The 18525-nt window shown below is 72.3% G+C and carries 14 protein-coding genes; 7 read left to right on the top strand and 7 right to left on the bottom strand.

The window, feature by feature from the left end:
- Window positions 1-418: 418 nt before the first annotated feature.
- From ACZ5XZ_RS28220 to ACZ5XZ_RS28195, 6 genes are all read left to right on the top strand, one after another.
- The gene (locus tag ACZ5XZ_RS28220; RefSeq protein ID WP_468982875.1) at window positions 419-1570 is read left to right on the top strand and encodes a carboxylate--amine ligase; all 1152 of its coding nucleotides are present in this window, start codon (window positions 419-421) and stop codon (window positions 1568-1570) included.
- Window positions 1567-2772 (top strand): FAD-dependent oxidoreductase, encoded by a 1206-nt coding sequence (locus ACZ5XZ_RS28215; RefSeq protein ID WP_468982873.1) that lies wholly within the window; start codon window positions 1567-1569, stop codon window positions 2770-2772. The genes ACZ5XZ_RS28220 and ACZ5XZ_RS28215 overlap by 4 nt, the downstream gene beginning before the upstream one ends.
- 386 nt (window positions 2773-3158) lie before the next feature.
- On the top strand, window positions 3159-4172 hold the full coding sequence (locus ACZ5XZ_RS28210) for a polyprenyl synthetase family protein (protein WP_468982871.1): 1014 nt from the start codon (window positions 3159-3161) through the stop codon (window positions 4170-4172).
- A 257-nt stretch (window positions 4173-4429) separates the two neighbouring features.
- Complete coding sequence (locus tag ACZ5XZ_RS28205; protein ID WP_468982868.1) at window positions 4430-5701, top strand: LolA family protein; 1272 nt, start codon at window positions 4430-4432, stop codon at window positions 5699-5701.
- Window positions 5702-5793: 92 nt separating this feature from the next.
- The gene (locus ACZ5XZ_RS28200; protein WP_468982866.1) at window positions 5794-6852 is read left to right on the top strand and encodes an ABC transporter ATP-binding protein; all 1059 of its coding nucleotides are present in this window, start codon (window positions 5794-5796) and stop codon (window positions 6850-6852) included.
- A complete protein-coding gene (locus tag ACZ5XZ_RS28195; protein WP_468982864.1) occupies window positions 6839-7708 on the top strand; it encodes an ABC transporter permease in 870 nt (289 codons plus the stop codon). Before ACZ5XZ_RS28200 ends, ACZ5XZ_RS28195 begins: the two co-directional genes overlap by 14 nt.
- Here ACZ5XZ_RS28195 and rarD read toward each other — a convergent pair.
- From rarD to ACZ5XZ_RS28160, 7 genes are all read right to left on the bottom strand, one after another.
- A complete protein-coding gene (rarD, locus tag ACZ5XZ_RS28190; protein WP_468982861.1) occupies window positions 7698-8693 on the bottom strand; it encodes an EamA family transporter RarD in 996 nt (331 codons plus the stop codon). The genes ACZ5XZ_RS28195 and rarD overlap by 11 nt on opposite strands.
- Before the next feature lie 189 nt (window positions 8694-8882).
- The gene (locus ACZ5XZ_RS28185; protein ID WP_468982859.1) at window positions 8883-9749 is read right to left on the bottom strand and encodes an SDR family oxidoreductase; all 867 of its coding nucleotides are present in this window, start codon (window positions 9747-9749) and stop codon (window positions 8883-8885) included.
- Between the two features lie 225 nt (window positions 9750-9974).
- Window positions 9975-11069, bottom strand: coding sequence for a 2-oxoacid:ferredoxin oxidoreductase subunit beta (locus tag ACZ5XZ_RS28180; protein ID WP_468982856.1), 1095 nt, complete (start codon window positions 11067-11069; stop codon window positions 9975-9977).
- Window positions 11062-13014, bottom strand: a complete 1953-nt coding sequence (locus tag ACZ5XZ_RS28175; protein ID WP_468982855.1) for a 2-oxoacid:acceptor oxidoreductase subunit alpha — start codon at window positions 13012-13014, stop codon at window positions 11062-11064. The genes ACZ5XZ_RS28180 and ACZ5XZ_RS28175 overlap by 8 nt, the downstream gene beginning before the upstream one ends.
- Window positions 13015-13308: 294 nt before the next feature.
- Complete coding sequence (locus ACZ5XZ_RS28170; protein WP_384486086.1) at window positions 13309-13980, bottom strand: LuxR C-terminal-related transcriptional regulator; 672 nt, start codon at window positions 13978-13980, stop codon at window positions 13309-13311.
- 207 nt (window positions 13981-14187) lie between these two features.
- A complete protein-coding gene (locus ACZ5XZ_RS28165) occupies window positions 14188-15501 on the bottom strand; it encodes a sensor histidine kinase (protein ID WP_468982853.1) in 1314 nt (437 codons plus the stop codon).
- Between the two features lie 197 nt (window positions 15502-15698).
- On the bottom strand, window positions 15699-16949 hold the full coding sequence (locus tag ACZ5XZ_RS28160) for a sensor histidine kinase (protein ID WP_468982851.1): 1251 nt from the start codon (window positions 16947-16949) through the stop codon (window positions 15699-15701).
- Between the two features lie 233 nt (window positions 16950-17182).
- On the opposite strand from ACZ5XZ_RS28160, the gene ACZ5XZ_RS28155 reads away from it, so the two are divergent.
- Window positions 17183-18301 (top strand): ubiquitin family protein, encoded by a 1119-nt coding sequence (locus ACZ5XZ_RS28155; protein ID WP_468982849.1) that lies wholly within the window; start codon window positions 17183-17185, stop codon window positions 18299-18301.
- Window positions 18302-18525 lie beyond the last annotated feature (224 nt).

Here is an 18525-nt window from a genome sequence, read left to right as displayed (position 1 = left end):
GTCGCGGGGAAGTGGCCTGTGGATAACTCGCGCGGGCGGTTGCGCCGGGCGAGCGTGCGGCGGCCGGCGCGGCCGATGTGCCGGCCGGTCGGGCGGACGGCCGGGCCCGCTCGGCGGGGCGGGCGCGGGGCGCGAGCGCGATGTAGGCGTAGGAAGTCGGCCGACGGCCGTGGGCTCGATACACCCCAAGTGTGGGTAATGTCCGGAAAAGCCTTGCTGTACTACGCAATTCGGGCCTAGCTTCCTTTCCTGGCACGGGCCGGGGAGGGAACGTTCCGTTGGGGGGCACGTGGCTCGTCATGGCGCACGGCTCGCGGTCGACCGGAGTGTGCCGGCACTGATCGTGAAGATCGGGGCTTATCCCTTGCACCACGGCGGTGTGGGGGCGATTCGCAGCCTGGGGCGGCTCGGTGTCCCCATGTACGCCGTGACGGAGGACCGCTTCACGCCGGCGGCGGCCTCCCGCTATCTCCGCGGCCGCTTCGTGTGGCCGACCACCGGGCGCGAGGAGCCGGACCGGCTGGTGGCGGGGCTGCTGCGGATCGGCCGCCGGATCGGGCGGCCGACGGTGCTGATTCCCACCGACGAAGAGGTCGCGGTGCTGATCGCCGAGCATGCCGAGGCGCTCGCCGGATCGTTCCTCTTCCCGCGGGTGGCGGCGGACCTGCCGCGCAGGCTGGCCAGCAAGCAGGGCCTGCACGAGCTGTGCGTGGCCCACGGCGTGCCCTCGCCGGCGGCCGCCTTCCCCGCGTCCTACGGGGAGATCGAGGCGTACGCCAGGCAGGCGCGCTTCCCGGTGGTGGCCAAGAACCGCGAGGCGTTCGTACGGCGCAGCAGACCCGCGGTCGCCGGCACGACGCGGATAGCGGGACCGGGGCAACTGCTCGACCTGGCGCGGGACTGGGGGCCGCGACCCGGCGTGATCCTCCAGGAGTACCTGCCCCGCGAGCAGGCCGAGGACTGGATCGTGCACGGCTGCTTCGGCGCGGACGGCGCGCCACTGGTGCTGTTCACCGGCGTCAAGGTGCGCTCCTGGCCGCCGCACGCCGGCATGACGGCCTGCGCGTATGTCGTCGGCAACCCCGAACTCACCCGGATGTCCGCACAGTTCATCAAGCGGATCGGGTTCACCGGGATCGCCGACCTGGACTGGCGGTTCGACCGCCGCGACGGCCGGTATCGGCTGCTCGACTTCAACCCCCGCATGGGCGCGCAGTTCCGCCTCTTCGAGAGCACCGCCGGGATCGATGTCGTACGCGCCCAGCACCTGTACCTCACCGGGCGCTCAGTCCCCGAAGGCGCCCAGCGGGCCGGGCACCGCTTCGTCGTCGAGAACGTCGATCTGCCCGCGCGCTTCGCCTACCGGCACGGCGGCGCTGGCACCGCGCACATACCGGCGCGCGCCTCGGGCACCGAACTGGCGTGGTTCGCCGGGGACGACCCGCTGCCGTTCTTCACCATGCTCGCGCGGTCCGTCGGGCCGGGCGCCCACCACCTGGTGCAGCTGCGCCGGGCGGGTCGCCGGGCGGGCGCCGACGCACCACCCAGGCAAGGGGAGGAACCCAAGTGAGCACTCCGGTAGCGGTCATCGGGGCCGGCCCGTACGGCCTGTCGACGGCCGCGCATCTACGGGCGCGCGGCCTGCCGGTGCGGGTCTTCGGTCGCCCGATGGTGAGCTGGCACGCGCAGATGCCCGCGGGCATGCTGCTCAAGTCGACCCCGGCGGCCTCCAGCATCCACGCCCCGCAGGCCGGGCACACCCTCGGTGACCACTGCGCGGCGACAGGGGAGGGGCGCCGCTACGAGTCGGACTGGGACATCATCCCGGTGGAGGCGTTCGTCCAGTACGGCCAGTGGGTGCAGCAGCGGCTGGTGCCGGATCTGGAGCAGGTCAGGGTGGTCTCGGTCGACCGGCGGGACGACGGCTTCGAGCTGAAGCTGGACAGCGGTGAGCAGTTCGGCGCCCGGGCCGTGGTCGTCGCCACCGGACTGAGCGGTCTGGCGCACCTGCCGCCGGAACTGGCCGCCGCGGTCCCGGAAGGGCCGTCCGCCACCGGGCCCGTCTCGCACAGCTCGCAGCACCACGACCTCTCGGCGCTGGCCGGCCGGGAGGTGGTGGTCGTCGGCGCGGGGCAGTCGGCCCTGGAGAGCGCGGTGCTGCTGGCCGAGGCGGGCGCGGCGTCCGTAAGGGTGGTGGCGCGCGGGCCCGCCGCGGTGGGCTTCGGCGCGCCCCCGGACCGCCAGCCGCGGCTGCGGCCGTCGTCCCCGTTCGGCAATGCCTGGTCGCTGTTTGCGCTGTCGTATCACGCCGACGCGTTCCGCCGACTGCCGGCGCCGCTGCGGCGGTACCTGGTGCGCAGGGTGCTCGGCCCGCTGGGCGCCTGGTGGCTGCGGGACCGCTTCGCCGGACGGGTGCAGGTCACGCAGGGCCGGCGGATCGTCCGGGCGACGGTGCGCGACGGCCGCCCCGTACTGGCGCTGCGTGGCGCCGACGGCCAGGGAGGGGAGCTCGCGGCCGACCATGTGCTGGCCGCCACCGGCTACCGGATGGATCTCGCGGCGCTGGACTTCCTGGGCCAGGGGCTGCGCACCGAGGTCGTGACGCGGGCCGGCGGGCCCCTGTTGGACGCCGGCTTCGGCTCGTCGGCACCGGGGCTGTACTTCACGGGGCTGCCGGCGGCCGCCTCGTTCGGCCCGGTCATGCGCTTCGTCTGCGGCACGGAGTTCGCCTCGCCCCGGCTGGCGCGGGCGCTGGCGCGGGCGTACGGGTGACCGCCGGAGGCGCCCGGGCAAGTGCGCGGCCCGGCGCCCCGGGATTCATGGAGTCCCGCCCGTCGCCTTGAGGGGCGGAGGGGGTGAGCGGCCTGTGAGGATGGCCGAAGAACGCCGCTTCTGGGGCGGGTATTCGGCTCTCCGGTCACAGCTGTGGCTCGTGGGGTGGGCGGGAAGCCGGATGCCTGTGTTGCCCCGTTGACCGGAGTCAAACCCGTATCAAAGGGTGATCCGCAACGTACCGGTCGGGGGGCCGCTGTGCTTCACGGGCGGTTCGGGGGGCGGGCGCTCACGGTGATCGAACTGAGACCGGATACGCTGGCCAATGGTGGAGACAGCGACAGATCGACATTCAGTTTGATCGTCAGCAGACAGGAGTACCCCTCGTGACCGTCGTCGGGCCCTTCGGGCTGAGCGTGCGGGACCAGGCTCTTGAGGCCGATGTCCAGGCCGGGTTGGCGGCTGTCGAGGAGGGCCTGCTGGAGGCCACCAAGAGCGACGTGCCGTTCATCACCGAAGCCGCGCAGCATCTCGTGCGCGCGGGCGGCAAGCGGTTCCGGCCGCTGCTGGTGGAGCTGGCAGCCCAGTTCGGTGACCCCCACAGCCCGGGCGTGGTGCCCTCGGCCGTCGTCGTGGAGCTGACGCATCTGGCGACGCTCTACCACGACGACGTGATGGACGAGGCCGATGTGCGCCGCGGCGTAGCCAGCGCCAACGCCCGCTGGGGCAACTCCGTCGCGGTGCTGACCGGGGACTTCCTCTTCGCCCGTGCCTCGCACATCCTCGCCGACCTCGGCCCCGAGGCGGTCCGGATCCAGGCCGAGGCCTTCGAGCGCCTGGTGACCGGCCAGATCCTGGAGACCGCGGGGCCGCGCGACGGCCGGGACCCCGTCGACCACTACCTGGACGTCCTCGCCGGCAAGACCGGTTCACTGGTCGCCGTCGCGTGCCGGTTCGGCGCGATGATGTCGGGCGCCGACGAGTCGACGGTCAACATCCTCACCCAGTACGGCGAGCGGCTGGGCACGGCCTTCCAGCTGGCCGACGATGTCCTCGACATCGCCAGCGACTCGCACGAATCGGGCAAGACGCCCGGCACGGACCTGCGCGAGGGCATCCCGACGCTGCCCGTGCTGCATCTGCGGGCGCGGGCCGAGAGCGCCTCCGGCACGCCGGAGGACCGCGCGCTGTGCGAGCTGCTGGCCGGCGATCTCACCGACGACGCCCGGCACGCCGAGGCGCTGGCCGGCCTGCGCGCCCACCCGGCGCTCGAAGAGGCCCGCCGCGACACCGTGCGCTACGCGGAGGAGGCCCGCGCGATGCTGGCGCCGCTGCCGCAGTGCCCGGCCAAGCAGGCCCTGGAAGGCCTCTGCGACGCGGTGGTGCACCGAGCCGGGTGACGTGGGGCGGGCGGATCCCTGAGGGATTGCCCGCCTGTCCCCTAGGGAGTGATCAGACTCCTGTCGTACGTGCAACGCCGTGCGGTGACCCGGCGTCATACCTCAGCAGTACGACGAGTTGGCCCCGCGGGCTGACGCGATACGCCCGGGGCTTTGGTGAGATGGAAAGCACCAGAGCGCGGCGGACGGGTCACCTTCAGCCCAGGGATGGGCGAGCGGACAGCGCAGCAACCGCCGCATACGACGGAGGTAGGCAGATGCCACGGTACGAACCGACAGAGGTCACCGAAGGGGACGGGGGACACTCCCCGAAGCGCCGTAAAGCGGTGCGGTATGCCGTGCCGGTCGCGGTGGCGGGAGTGGCGGCGGCCACGATCGGGCTGGTCCCGGCGTTCGCCGGCGGTTCTCCGGACCTGCCGAAGATCTCGGCACAGGACCTGATCGCCAAGATCGCCAAGTCGGATGTCCAGCAGCTCTCCGGCACGGTCCGGATCACCACGGACCTCGGCCTGCCCGCCCTGCCGGGCATGGCCGGAGGGGCCGGCGGCTTCGGCGGCGGCCCGGGCGGCGGCGAGAAGAAGGGCGACGGCGCGTCCGCGGCGCCCGAGAGCAAGCTGATGGAGCTGGCGTCCGGTGCGCACACGCTGCGCGTCGCCGCCGACGGCCCCGACAAGCAGCGGCTGTCGATCGTCGACAAGGCCGCCGAGTACAGCCTCGTCCACAACGGCAAGGATGTCTGGGCGTACGACAGCGGCAGCAACACCGCCGTCCACAGCACCGCGCCGGACGCCGGCCGGCACGGCAAGCAGCGCCATGAGCCCAAGGACCTCCCCAAGGACCTGAAGAACGCCACCCCGCAGGACCTGGCCAAGCAGGCCCTGGAGGCGGCCGGGGACACGACCTCGGTCACCGTCGACGGCACCGCCAAGGTCGCCGGGCGGGACGCCTACCAGCTGCTGATCAAGCCCAAGCAGGCCGCTTCGACCGTCGGCTCGATCCGGGTCGCGGTGGACGCGGCCAACGGCGTCCCGCTGAAGTTCACCCTCACCCCCAAGAGCGGTGGCGCGGCCGCCATCGACGTCGGCTACACCGATGTCGACTTCGCCAAGCCCGCCGCGAGCCAGTTCTCCTTCACCCCGCCCAAGGGCGCCAAGGTCGTCAACGGCGACCAGGAGCGGGCGAAGGCCGAGCGCGAACACGGCAAGGGCACCAAGGACTTCGGGCCCCACAAGGGCATGAAGGACGTCGAGAAGGACCTGGGCGGGCTGAACGTCATCGGCAAGGGCTGGACGTCCATCGCCACGATCAAGGGCGCCGGCTCCGGCCTGCCCTCGGGCAAGGACCAGGGTGCGGGCGGCGACGCCGGCAAGTTCCTGGACAGCCTCGGCGACAAGGCCAGCGGCTCCTTCGGCTCCGGCCGGATCTTCAGCACCCGCCTGGTCAACGCCCTGATAACGGACAACGGCACGATCTACGTCGGTGCCGTCGACAAGCAGGCTCTGATCGACGCGGCCAACGCCGCCAAGTAACGGGCCACCGCAGCACCAGGGACCGCCGCGCCGCCCCTCACCGGGTGGCGCGGCGCGGCCCGCAGGCCAGCCGTACGACGTTGGGGGAGCCGATGCCACAGCCGCCCGCCCCGGGGGCCGCCGGCGCGCGCCCACCCGCGGGCCTGGCCGCCTTCGACCGCCCGCCGGCCGGGGACCGGGCCATCGAGACGCGGGGGCTGACCAAGGCCTACCGCGGCGGCCAGCTCGCCGTCGCCAGCCTCGATCTGGCCGTACCGCGCGGCAGCGTCTTCGGCTTCCTCGGCCCCAACGGCTCCGGGAAGACCACCACCATCCGCATGCTGATGGGCCTGATCGACGCGACCGCCGGCAGCGCCCGGGTGCTCGGGCAGCCGATGCCCGCCGCGGGCCGCCGCGTGCTCCCCAAGGTCGGCGCGCTCATCGAGGGACCGGCGCTCTACGGCTTCCTCAGCGGCCGCGACAACCTGCGGCGTTTCGACGCCGCCGACCCCGCCGCCGACCCCCGTACCCGTACGCAGCGGGTCGGCGGCGCACTGGAGCGGGTGGGCCTGGCCGCCGCGGCCGGCAAGAAGGCGCGGGCCTACTCCCTCGGCATGAAGCAGCGCCTCGGACTGGCCGCGGCGCTGCTCCAGCCCCGTGAGCTGCTGGTGCTCGACGAGCCCACCAACGGCCTGGACCCGCAGGGCATGCGGGAGATCCGCACCCTGGTCCGGGAACTGGCCGCCGACGGTACGACCGTCTTCCTCTCCTCCCACCTCCTCGACGAGATCGAGCAGGTCTGCACCCATGCCGCGGTGATGGCCCGCGGCCGGCTGATCACCCAGGGCACGGTCGCCGACCTCTCCGCCACGGTCCTCGGGCCGCGTGGCCACGGCCGGCTGACGGTGACGACTCCCGACGCGGCGGACGCGGTACGGGTGCTGAAGGAGCACGGTGTGACCGGACTTCGGGTCACCGACGACCAGGTGACGGGCGACCTGCCGGCCGCCCCTTCGGACCGGCCGGACGCTCAGGCGCCCCTGGAGCTGGCGGACGTCAACGCCGCCCTGGTGCACGCCGGTGTCCGGGTCCGCGCCTTCGGCACCGAACGCGCCTCGCTGGAGGACGTCTTTGTGCACCTGACCGGGGAGGGATTCGATGTCGCAGGCTGAGGCGGTGCCGCGCCGGCCCCGACCGCTGTGGTCGCTGGGCCTGCTGCGCAGCGAGATCACCATGACCTTCCGGCGCTGGCGCACCCTGGCGCTGCTGGCGGTGCTCGCCGGCGTACCGATCCTGGTCGGCATCGCCGTCAAGATCGAGACCGGTGACGGCAGGGCGGCGGGCGACGGCGCGGGCGGCCCGGCGTTCATCTCCCAGGTCAGCAATAACGGACTCTTCCTGGTCTTCACCTCGCTCGCGGTGACGCTGCCGTTCTTCCTGCCCATGTCCATCGGCGTGATCGCGGGCGACTCCATAGCCGGCGAGGCGCACGGCGGGACGCTGCGCTACCTCCTGGTCGCCCCCGCGGGCCGTACCCGCCTGCTGCTGGTCAAATACGCCACGGTCATGACGTTCTGCCTGGTGGGCACCCTCGTCGTGGCGCTCTTCGCGCTGGCGACCGGCGCTGTGCTCTTTCCCCTGGGCGAGATCACCCTGCTCTCCGGAACGACCGTCTCCTTCGCCGAGGGGCTGTTGCGGGCGCTGGCCATCGCCGGAGCGGTGGCGCTGTCCCTGACGGGCGTGGCCGCCGTCGGCCTGTTCATATCGACGCTCACCAGCAGCGGTACCGCCGCCATGGCCACCACGGTCGGGCTGCTGATCACCGTGCAGATCCTGGACACCATCCCCCAGCTGGACGCCATCCAGCCGTATCTCTTCCCGCACTACTGGCTGTCCTTCGCGGACCTGCTGCGCGACCCCGTCTACTGGGACCAGCTGCAGAAGAACTTCGGCCTGCAGGCGCTGTACGCGGCGGTGTTCGGGGCGGCGGCCTGGGCGCGGTTCACCACCCGCGACATCACGGCTTGAGGCCGGGGGGCTGCGCGGTGGCGGGCTGCGCCGCCGACGCGATCGCCTCGGTCGCGGCTGCCTCGCCCGCGCGGGCCGCGGCGGCGGCCAGCTGCGACCGCCCCCGCCGCGCCGTCCGCAGGGCATCCCAGGTCAGCACCACCAGGGCCACCCACACCAGCGCGAACCCGGCCCAGCGCTCCGGCGGCATCTCCTCGTGGAAGACCAGGAGCCCCAGCACGAACTGAAAGGTCGGCGCCAGGTACTGCAGCATCCCGATCACGCTCAGCGGCAGCCGCATCGCCGAGGCACCGAAGCAGATCAGCGGCACCGCGGTCGCCACTCCGCAGGCCGAGAGCAGCAGTGCCTGGCCCACTCCGCCGCCGACGAAGCTGGACTGGCCCTTGGCCCCGAGGTAGATCAGGAAGCCCAGTGCGGGCAGCAGCTGCATGGCCGTCTCGGCGCTGAAGCCCTCGATGCCGTCGAGCTTGATGCCCTTCTTGACCAGCCCGTACGTCGCGAAAGACAGGGCCAGGCCGAGCGCGATCCAGGGCACCTTGCCGTAGGCGACGGTCATCACCACGACGGCCAGGGCGCCGACGCCCACAGCCGTCCACTGCAGCGGCCGCAGCCGCTCACGCAGCACGAGCACGCCGAAGGCGATGCTGACCAGAGGGTTGATGAAGTAGCCGAGCGACGCTTCCAGGACATGCCCGGCGTTGACCGCCCAGATGTAGAGGAACCAGTTGACCGAGATGACCAGGGCGCAGACCAGGACCAGTCCGAGCCGCTTGGGCTGCCGCAGCAGCGGGCCTATCCAGGCCCAGCGGCGCAGCACGGCCAGGATGACGACGGCGACGGGCAGCGACCACACCATCCGGTGGGCCAGGATCTCGGACGGTGCGACGGCGTCCAGCAGATGCCAGTAGAGGGGCAGCAGGCCCCACATGGTGTAGGCGGCGATGCCATAGGCGAGTCCAGCGCGCTGATCGGCTCGAGGCTGCAAGGGGACCCTCCTGAGGTGCTTCGTCGACTCTGCGAAGGTAGCGCCGCATCAGCCCGCGTGTCATGTGCGTATCGATAGACGGTCATGACGAGGGGGTGGCGGAAGGAGGACGGCGGGGAGCCGCCTCAGATCGGAGGCCGCCTCGGGGCGGGAGCCGCCGCGGTTCGGGAAGCCAGGCCGGCAGCCGCCTCAGGCCGGCAGCTGCCTCAGGGCGTCCGCGATGGACTCGGCGATCGGTGTCGTCGGGCGGCCGATGAGCCGGGAGAGGTCGCCGGGGGTCGCCGCCAGCTCGCCCCGGGCGATCCCGGCGTCCGCATCGGCGACCAGCTGCGCCCCCAGGGCCGGCACCCCCGCCTCGACCATCAGGGCCACGTACCGTTCCTGGGACAGATCGCGGTACGGGATGCGCCGGCCGGTCTGCCGGGACACCTCGGCCGCGTACTCCGCCATCGACCAGGCGGTGTCACCGCTCAGCTCGTACACCGAGTTCTCATGGCCGGCGCCGGTGAGCACGACGGCGGCCGCCTCGGCATAGTCCCGGCGCGCGGCGGAGGCCACCCGGCCCTCGCCCGCGCTGCCGATCACCGCGCCGGTCCTCAGCGTGCCGGCCAGCGCACCGGTGTAGTTCTCGTGGTACCAGCCGTTGCGCAGCAGGCAGTACGGCACACCGGACGCGAGCAGCGCCTGCTCGGTGGCGATGTGCTCCTCGGCGATGGAGAAGGTGGCGGTCGGCCCGCCCAGCACGCTGGTGTACGCCAGCAGGCCCACGCCGGCCTCGCGCGCGGCGTCGATCACGTCGCGGTGCTGGGTGAGGCGCTGACCGGCCTCGTTGCCGGAGATGAGCAGGACCCGGTCGCCGGCCGCGAAGGCCCCTTCGAGCGTCTCGGGCCGACCGTAGTCCGCGATCTTGATTCCGACGCCGAGCGCCGCCAGGCCCGCGGTCTTGGCCCGGTCCCGGGCGACCGCCACGATCTCGCCCGGTGCGGCGCGCTTGAGCAGCTCCTCGATGACCAGCCGGCCGAGGGCCCCGCCGGCGCCGGTGACCACGATGCTCATGTCCTGCCCCTTGCCAGTTGGAGGCCGTCAGCATGGCACTCGTACGAGACGCGCAGAAGAGACGCGCCCCGCCCGCGCCGAACGAGGTCCTGGCAGCGCGCAACCGCGAGCGGGTGCCCGTACGGGGGCGCCATGAGACGTTCCGTACGGACACCCGCAGCGGTGTCGGGGGCTCTCCACGCCTCGGCCGCGCCCTGCGGCACGGCCGGCCGTGGACCGCGGTCGTCAGCCGACGACCGTCCAGGTGTCGTTGCCGGTCAGCAGCGCGGCGAGGTCGCCCTTGCCCTGCTGCTCGATGGCGGTGTCGAGCTGGTCGGACATCAGGGTGTCGTAGACCGGCCGTTCGACATTGCGGAGCACACCGATCGGGGTGTGGTGGAGGGTGTCGGGGTCCGCGAGCCGGGAGAGCGCGAAGGCCGTGGTGGGGGAGGGGTTGTGCGCGTCGTGCACCAGCACACCCTCCGTGCCCTCCTGCAGCACGTCGATGATCTTGAGGTCGCCGGTGGCCGGGTCGCGGACCACGCCCTTGGAGCCGAGGCCGTCGGGGGCCGTGGCGCCGAAGCGGATCGGCTGCCCGTGCTCCAGGCGGATGACGGCCTCCTGGGCCTTCTCCTTGTCCTTGAGGACCTCGAAGGCGCCGTCGTTGAAGATGTTGCAGTTCTGGTAGATCTCCACCAGCGCCGTGCCGGGGTGGGCGGCGGCCTCGCGCAGTACCGAGGTGAGGTGCTTGCGGTCGGAGTCGACCGTACGGGCCACGAACGTCGCCTCGGCCCCGAGCGCCAGCGAGACCGGGTTGAACGGCGCGTCCAGCGAGCCCATCGGCGTCGACTTGGTGATCTTGCCGACCTCGGAGGTGGGGCTGTACTGGCCCTTGGTCAGACCGTAGATCCGGTTGTTGAACAGCAGGATCTTGAGGTTGACGTTGCGCCGCAGGGCGTGGATGAGGTGGTTGCCGCCGATGGACAGCGCATCGCCGTCGCCCGTGACGACCCATACGGACAGATCGCGGCGCGAGGAGGCCAGGCCGGTGGCGATGGCCGGGGCGCGGCCGTGGATGGAGTGCATCCCGTAGGTGTTCATGTAGTACGGGAAGCGGGAGGAGCAGCCGATGCCGGAGACGAAGACGATGTTCTCCTTCGCCAGGCCGAGCTCGGGCATGAAGCCCTGCACGGCGGCGAGGACGGCGTAGTCACCGCAGCCGGGGCACCAGCGCACTTCCTGATCGGACTTGAAGTCCTTCATGGACTGCTTGGCCTCGGCCTTGGGCACCAGGGAGAGCGCCTCGATCTGCGAGGGCCGCTCCGAGATCGTCTCAGTCATTGATGGCCTCCTTAAAGACCTCCGCGAGCTGCTCGGCCTTGAACGGCATCCCGCTGACCTGGGTGTGCGAGCGGGCGTCGACCAGGTACTTGGCGCGCAGCAGGATGGCGAGCTGCCCGAGGTTCATCTCCGGCACGATCACCTTGTCGTAACGCGCCAGGACCTCGCCCAGATTCCGGGGGAAGGGGTTGAGGTGGCGCAGATGGGCCTGCGCGATGCGCTCCCCTGCGCCCCGTACGCGCCGTACCGCCGCGGTGATCGGTCCGTACGTCGACCCCCAGCCGATGACCAGGGTGCCCGCGCCCTTGCCGCCGGCGTCGGCGGGGTCGTCGACCGCGAGGTCCGGGACCTCGATGCCGTCGACCTTGGCCTGGCGGGTGCGCACCATGAAGTCGTGGTTGGCGGGGTCGTAGGAGATGTTGCCGGTGCCGTCCTGCTTCTCGATGCCGCCGATGCGGTGCTCCAGGCCCGGCGTGCCCGGCACCGCCCAGGGGCGGGCCAGGGTCTGCTCATCGCGCTTGTAGGGCCAGAAGACCTCCGTGCCGTCCGCCAGCTCGTGGTTGGGGCCGGAGGCGAACTGGACGCGCAGATCGGGGAGTTCCCCGACGTCGGGGATCCGCCAGGGCTCGGAGCCGTTGGCCAGATAGCCGTCGGAGAGCAGGAAGACGGGGGTGCGGTACGTCAGCGCGATACGGGCCGCGTCCAGCGCCGCGTCGAAGCAGTCGGCGGGGGTCCTGGGCGCCACGATCGGCACCGGTGCCTCGCCGTTGCGCCCGTACATCGCCTGCAGCAGATCGGCCTGCTCGGTCTTCGTCGGCAGACCCGTCGAGGGCCCGCCGCGCTGGATGTCCACGATCAGCAGCGGAAGTTCCAGGCTGACCGCGAGACCGATGGTCTCCGACTTCAGCGCCACACCCGGGCCGGACGTGGTCGTCACCGCCAGGGCGCCGCCGAACGCCGCGCCCAGCGCCGCGCCGATACCGGCGATCTCGTCCTCCGCCTGAAACGTCCGCACACCGAAGTTCTTGTGCTTGGACAGCTCGTGCAGGATGTCGGAGGCCGGGGTGATCGGGTAGGAGCCCAGATACAGCGGCAGGTCCGCCTGCTGGGAGGCGGCGACCAGGCCGTAGGACAGCGCGAGGTTGCCGGAGATGTTGCGGTAGGTGCCGGTCGGGAAGGCCGCGGTCGCCGGGGCGACCTCGTAGGAGACCGCGAAGTCCTCGGTCGTCTCGCCGAAGTTCCAGCCCGCCCGGAACGCGGTGACGTTCGCCTCCGCGATGTCCGGCTTCTTGGCGAACTTGGCGCGCAGGAACTTCTCGGTGCCTTCGGTCGGGCGGTGGTACATCCACGACAGCAGGCCCAGCGCGAACATGTTCTTGCTGCGCTCGGCCTCCTTGCGGGAGAGCCCGAACTCCTTGAGCGCCTCGATCGTCAGCGTCGTCAGCGGTACCGGATGGACGTTGTAGGCCGCCAGCGAGCCGTCCTCCAGCGGGCTGGTCGCATAGCCGACCTTCGCCATCGGGCGCTTGGTGAACTCGTCGGTGTTGACGATGATCTCCGCGCCGCGCGGGACGTCGGCGAGGTTCGCCTTGAGCGCGGCCGGGTTCATCGCGACCAGTACGTTCGGAGCGTCACCGGGCGTGAGGATGTCGTGGTCGGCGAAGTGCAGCTGGAAGCTGGAGACGCCCGGCAGCGTGCCGGCGGGCGCCCGGATCTCGGCGGGGAAGTTGGGCAGCGTCGACAGGTCGTTGCCGAACGACGCCGTTTCGGATGTGAACCGGTCTCCGGTGAGCTGCATTCCGTCACCGGAGTCACCGGCGAACCGGATGATCACCCGGTCCAGGCGCCGGACTTCCTTGCTCTGCCCGCCGTTACCGGAAGAGCGCTGTTCCCCGACTAGCGCTGCGTCGGTCTGCTCGGCTGGGCTACTGACCTGGCTGGTCACTGCTTCGGACCTCCCTCGAGGGGTGCGGCGTCCCCGCCGGAGGCAGGGCTCGGGACGAGTCGTACCGGACGGTTGTCCCATAACCATCGTACGTGGGTAAGGGTGACCTTCCCTGGGTCGATCACATGGTGGACGTCAAGATGAGACACCATTCTGGTGTGTTTTGTCATGAAATCACCGCCCCCGTGGCCCCTTATTCATGACGCTCCGGACTCCTCCATTGGTTCTACGCCCAAAGTCCCAGGCCGCGACCAAAATGGCCGCGGCCTGCCAATCTGACAGGGTGTCAGCTAGTCAGGAGTTGAGGTAGGTGAGTACGGCGAGCACCCTGCGGTGATCCCCGTCACTCTGCGCCAGCCCCAGCTTCAGGAAGATGTTGCTGACGTGCTTCTCGACCGCGCCGTCGCTGACCACCAGCTGCCGGGCGATGGCGGAGTTCGTCCGGCCCTCGGCCATCAGCCCCAGCACCTCCCGCTCGCGCGGCGTCAGATTGGCCAGCACATCCTGCTTACGGCTGCGGCCCAGCAGCTGCGCCACCACCTCCGGGTCCAGCGCGGTGCCGCCCTCGGCGACCCGGACCACCGCGTCGACGAACTCCCGCACCTCGGCGACCCGGTCCTTGAGCAGATAGCCGATGCCCCGGCTCGACCCGGCCAGCAGCTCCGTGGCGTACTGCTCCTCGACATACTGCGAGAGCACCAGCACTCCCAGGCCCGGATGGTCGCGGCGCAGCCGGATCGCGGCCCGCACCCCCTCGTCGGTGTGCGTCGGCGGCATCCGTACGTCCGCCACCACCACATCCGGCAGCGCGTCCTCGTCCGCCAGCTCCCTGATCGCCTTGATCAGCGCCTCGGCGTCCCCCACACCCGCCACGACCTCATGCCCACGGTCGGTGAGCAGCCGGGTCAGCCCCTCCCGGAGGAGCACCGAATCCTCGGCGATGACCACCCGCACCTTGTCCTCCACGACTTCGGATCCCCCACGTCTCATCGCTCCCACCCTGCTGGTCCCCAGCATTCCAGCATTCGGACGCGGGCGGGCGGATCAGGGGGCGCGGGACGCAGGGGGGCGGCAGAGGCGGTGCCGAGGCGGGGCAATCGGCGCGGGCGGGCGGGCCGGACTCCCGTCCCGGCCCCGGCCGCCGCCCGCTCTCCCCGCTCCGGTGCCCCGTGGTCACCCGCGCCAGGGCAGTTCGGCGGTGATGGACGTCGGGCCGCCGATCGGGGAGTCCACTATGAGCAGGCCGTCGACGGAGCCGAGTCGCTCCGCCAGGCCGGCCAGGCCGGTGCCGGCATCGGTGCGGGCGCCGCCCCTGCCGTCGTCCGTCACCAGCACCACGATCCGGTCGGCGGTGCGCCAGACATCCACCGTCGCGCGGGTGGCCCGGGCGTGCTTGGAGACGTTCTGCAGCAGCTCGGAAGCGGTGAAGTAGGCGATGCCCTCGATGGCCGCCGCCGGGCGGTGGTCGAGGTCCACCGTCACCCTCACCGGAACCGTGCAGCGGGCGGCCAGTGCCGACAGCGCCGGGCCCAGGCCCCGGTCGGTGAGGATCGCCGGGTGTATCCCCCGGGCCAGATCCCGCAGCTCCTGGAGCGCGATCTTCGCCTCGCCGTGTGCCTCGTCGACCATCCGCGCCGCGGCCTCCGGGTCCTTGGCCAGCTTCTCCTTGGCCAGGCCCAGATCCATGGCGAGCGAGACCAGCCGGGCCTGCGCGCCGTCGTGCAGATCGCGCTCGATGCGGCGCAGATCGGCCGCCGCGGTGTCCACGACCACGCCGCGGTCCGACTCCAGCTCGACGACCCGGGTCGCGAGCGAGGAGGGGCCCAGCAGGCCGTGGACCATGACCCGGTCCACCTGCGTCAGCCCGCGGATCACCCAGGGCCCGGCCAGCACGAGCAGTAGCCCGACCCCGCTGGCGAGCCAGATCTCCGCGGGGGTGTCGAGGTAGAAGCCGCTGCGGCTGCCGTCGCCCCACATCTGGATGCCCGGCTGGTCGAGGTAGGCGGGGAACGTCCACCGCCACAGCGGGTAGGCCAGCAGCGCCCAGCCGATGGTCCAGAACGTCAGCGAGAAGACGAAGGAGAAGACCGCCCACGGGAAGTGCAGCAGGGAGTAGAGCAGGTGCCGCCAGGACACCCCGCTCTTCAGCACGGCCCCGACCCAGCCCATCACGCCCGGCTTCGAGGGGCGCACCGGCTCCGGATCGGCCACGTCCAGCGCCAGCAGACCCCTGGCCCGCGCACGCTCCACGCTGCCCAGTCCCCGGCTGCCGGCCAGGCCGCCCGCCAGCACCGGAATGCCCAGGAACGTCACCAGCAGACCGGCGCCGAGCGAGATCACCGCTAGGGCGTAGGTGAACATCACGATGGACATCGGGAGGCTGAGGAAGAGGTAGAGGAACTCCCGCCAGGTGCGCCCGGAGAACGGGGCGCGCAGTCCCACGGGGACTCGCGAGCCGTGGGGTTGCGGTGCGTATGCGGTATCCATCGTCTCGTCGTCCGTTCTGTCGTATGCGGTTCCTGCCTGTCGGCGCCGCTGTGTGAGCTGCCGGCCCTGCGTGGGCCGAGCAGTTTTCCGTTACGACAAGCCTCCGCGAGCCGAGCCCGGCGCACCATGAGGGTCTTTGCAGTCTTTTCCTGGGGTTTTCCCCACCCCCTGACCTGGGGTTCAGCGCAACCGGCAGGTCAGCGGCCCCTCGGCCGGCGCCCCCGCTTCGACGCCGACGCCGATGCGGATGCCGCCCCCGCCCCGGCGCGCGGCCGCCACGGCAGCTCCGCCGTCACCCGCGTGGGTCCGCCGACCGGCGAATCCAGCACGAACAGCCCGTCCACCGACCCCAGTCGCTCGGCGAGCCCGGCCATCCCGCTGCCGCCGTCCAGCCGCGCCCCGCCCCGCCCGTCGTCCACCACCTGGATCAGCAGCCGGTCCTCCGCCCGCCATACCTCGACGGACGCCCGCCGTGCCGCGCTGTGCTTGGAGACGTTCTGCAGCAGCTCGGAGACGGTGAAGTAGGCGATGCCCTCGATGGCGGGCGCGGGACGCTCGGCCAGGTCGACGGAGGTCGTCGCGGGCACCGTGCAGCGCCCGGCCAGCGAGGCCAGGGCGGGCCCCAGCCCGCGGTCGGTGAGGATCGCCGGATGGATGCCCCGGGCCAGATCCCGCAGCTCCTGAAGGGCCAGCTTCACCTCGCCGTGCGCCTCCTCCACCATCGCCGCCACGGTTTCGTCGGCCCGACCCTCCAGCAGCTTCTCCTTCGCCAGCCCGAGCCCCATGGCCAGCGCCACCAGCCGGGCCTGCGCGCCGTCGTGCAGATCCCGCTCGATCCGCCGCAGATCGGCGGCCGCGGTGTCGGTGACCGTCACCCGGTCCGACTCCAGCTCGGCGATCCGCCGCTCCAACTCGTCGGACGGTGACAGCAGGCCGCGCACCATGGCCCGGTCGACGTTCGACAGCCAGCGCGCCACCCAGGGCAGCGCCGGCCAGCCCACGAAGAGCGAGACGAAGACGACCGTGAAGGTGAGCAGCGCCCACGGCAGCCGGATGAACGCGAACAGTGCGTGCCGCCAGGCGACGGGGTCCTTCAGGCACGTCCACAGCCACGGGAAGAACCCGGACTCCCGCGCCCGTAGCGGGCTCGGCTCCTCGACCCGCACCCCGAGCAGCGCCCGCGCTCTGGCCCGCTCCAGCCTCCCGTACCGCCGGCACGCCATCAGCCCCGTGGCCAGCAGTGGCAGGCCGATCACGGTGACCGACAGCCCGAGTCCCAGCGTCAGCCAGACCACCACCACCGCGAACGCCACGACGCCCAGCGGGAAGTTGGCCAGCAGATAGGCGATCTCCTGCCACGTCGCTCTGCCGAGGGGCGCTCTGGGCGGCGGGGGTGAGGCACCGTCAAGGTCGTCAGCAGCGGCACCGGGTCGGGAACTGTCCGTCATGCCCCCAGCCTGCCCGGCCGCGGCCGCGGGTGCCATGGGGTGGCTGGGGTGGTGGATGGTGGGGTTTTCCCCACCATCGCTTCCCACGCCGTTCGCCCCGTCGCAGGTCAAGGCCCCGGCGCGGCGCGGCGCGTGGGCACCGGTTGCGCCCGTCTCGTTGTCCACAGCGGTGGACAGGGCGCGACGCCGGGACCGTATGGTGTGGCGATGCACAACGGGAGGGGCGGGTGGCGATGGCGCGCAGGGACGACGCCGGGTTGCTGAAGCCGGATTTCGCCGCGCGGCAGCCGGAATCCGCGGCGCGGGACCTCACCGACGCCTTGGCCGGCCCCCTCGACGTCCGCGGCTGGGGATGGGGCGAGCGGAGCAGGGCCTGGACCGCGACGGCGGCGAGCGTGCTGCTCGGGGCGGTCGCCGGGATCTGCGCACACAGCTGGTACGGGAACGGGGGCGCCGCGCTGGGGCTCGGCCTCGCCGCCGTCGCCCTCGCGGGTGCCGGAGCGGCCCTCGGCCCCCGCGCCGGACGAACGGGGCACCGCGCCCCCCAGGTCGCCCTGCTGCTCGGCGGCACCCTCGGGGTGGCCGCGGCATGGCAGGCGGTCCCGGACGGCGGCCCCAGGCTCGCCGCCGTAGGGCTGACCGTCGCGGCCGTGCTCGCGCTCCTCGGACTCTGTGCGGGGCTCGGGCGCGGCGGCCTGATAGGCGCGGCCTCGGTCGCGCTCGCCGTGGGCGCCTGGGAGCTGGGACTGGCCCTGACCACCCCCGCGCGCACGGGAGTTGCGCTCGGCTTCGGCTCCGTACTGGTCCTCGGCTATCTGCCGCGACTCGCCCTGATGGCGGCCGGCCTGACCCGGCTCGACGACCAGCGCTCCGGTGGCACACCGGTCAGCCGGCACCAGGTGGCGGGCGCGCTGGGCGCCGCCCATCGGGAGCTGGCTCTGGCCACGGTGGCGATGGCGGCCTCGGCCGGCGCCGCCGGGGTGCTCGCGGTGCGCACACCCGGCCTGTGGACGGTGCTCGCCGGGCTGCTGCTGTGCGTCGTCCTGTGCTCGCGGGCCCGCGCCTATCCGCTGGCCGTGGAGGTCGTCGCGCTGCTGGCGGCGGGCCTGGTGGTGGGCGTACGGCTGGTGCTGCTCTGGGCCACCGACGGCGGGGCGCCGGTGTTCGCGCTGGCCACGCTGGGTGTGCTGGCCGTGCTGCCGGTCGCGGTGCTCGCCGTGCGGCTGCCGGAGACGCTGCGGGCCCGGCTGCGGCGGTGGCTGGACCTGGCTGAGTCGGTGAGCGTGGTGGCGCTGATCCCGGTGGCCCTCGGGGCCTTCGGGCTCTACGGCCTGCTGTTCGGCACGTCCTGACCCGGAGGGTGGTGGAGGGTCTTGTCATCGTCGGGAGCGAATCCGGACCGAGCGAATCCGGACCGAGCGAACGTGGACGGAGCGGGAGTGGGCGAGGGGGCCCGAGTGGGAGCCGGAGCGACGGAAGGCATGGATGCGGTGAGCGTGAGCTACGGGCCGGGTGCCCTTCCGCCGGCCGAGCCGGTGCCGGCCACGGAGCCGGTGCGGGCGGCCGGGCCGATACC

It is taken from the genome of Streptomyces sp. NPDC033270 (assembly GCF_055576575.1).
This window is presented reverse-complemented; position numbering and strand designations above follow the sequence as displayed.

Coding starts and splice junctions, on each gene's coding strand:
- ACZ5XZ_RS28220 (WP_468982875.1), top strand. CDS start 419: ATGTACGCCGTGACGGAGGACCGCTTCACGCCGGCGGCGGCCTCCCGC.
- ACZ5XZ_RS28165 (WP_468982853.1), bottom strand. CDS start 15,501: ATGGATACCGCATACGCACCGCAACCCCACGGCTCGCGAGTCCCCGTG.
- ACZ5XZ_RS28155 (WP_468982849.1), top strand. CDS start 17,183: ATGGCGCGCAGGGACGACGCCGGGTTGCTGAAGCCGGATTTCGCCGCG.
- ACZ5XZ_RS28180 (WP_468982856.1), bottom strand. CDS start 11,069: ATGACTGAGACGATCTCGGAGCGGCCCTCGCAGATCGAGGCGCTCTCC.
- ACZ5XZ_RS28160 (WP_468982851.1), bottom strand. CDS start 16,949: ATGACGGACAGTTCCCGACCCGGTGCCGCTGCTGACGACCTTGACGGT.
- ACZ5XZ_RS28205 (WP_468982868.1), top strand. CDS start 4,430: ATGCCACGGTACGAACCGACAGAGGTCACCGAAGGGGACGGGGGACAC.
- ACZ5XZ_RS28200 (WP_468982866.1), top strand. CDS start 5,794: ATGCCACAGCCGCCCGCCCCGGGGGCCGCCGGCGCGCGCCCACCCGCG.
- ACZ5XZ_RS28185 (WP_468982859.1), bottom strand. CDS start 9,749: ATGAGCATCGTGGTCACCGGCGCCGGCGGGGCCCTCGGCCGGCTGGTC.
- ACZ5XZ_RS28195 (WP_468982864.1), top strand. CDS start 6,839: ATGTCGCAGGCTGAGGCGGTGCCGCGCCGGCCCCGACCGCTGTGGTCG.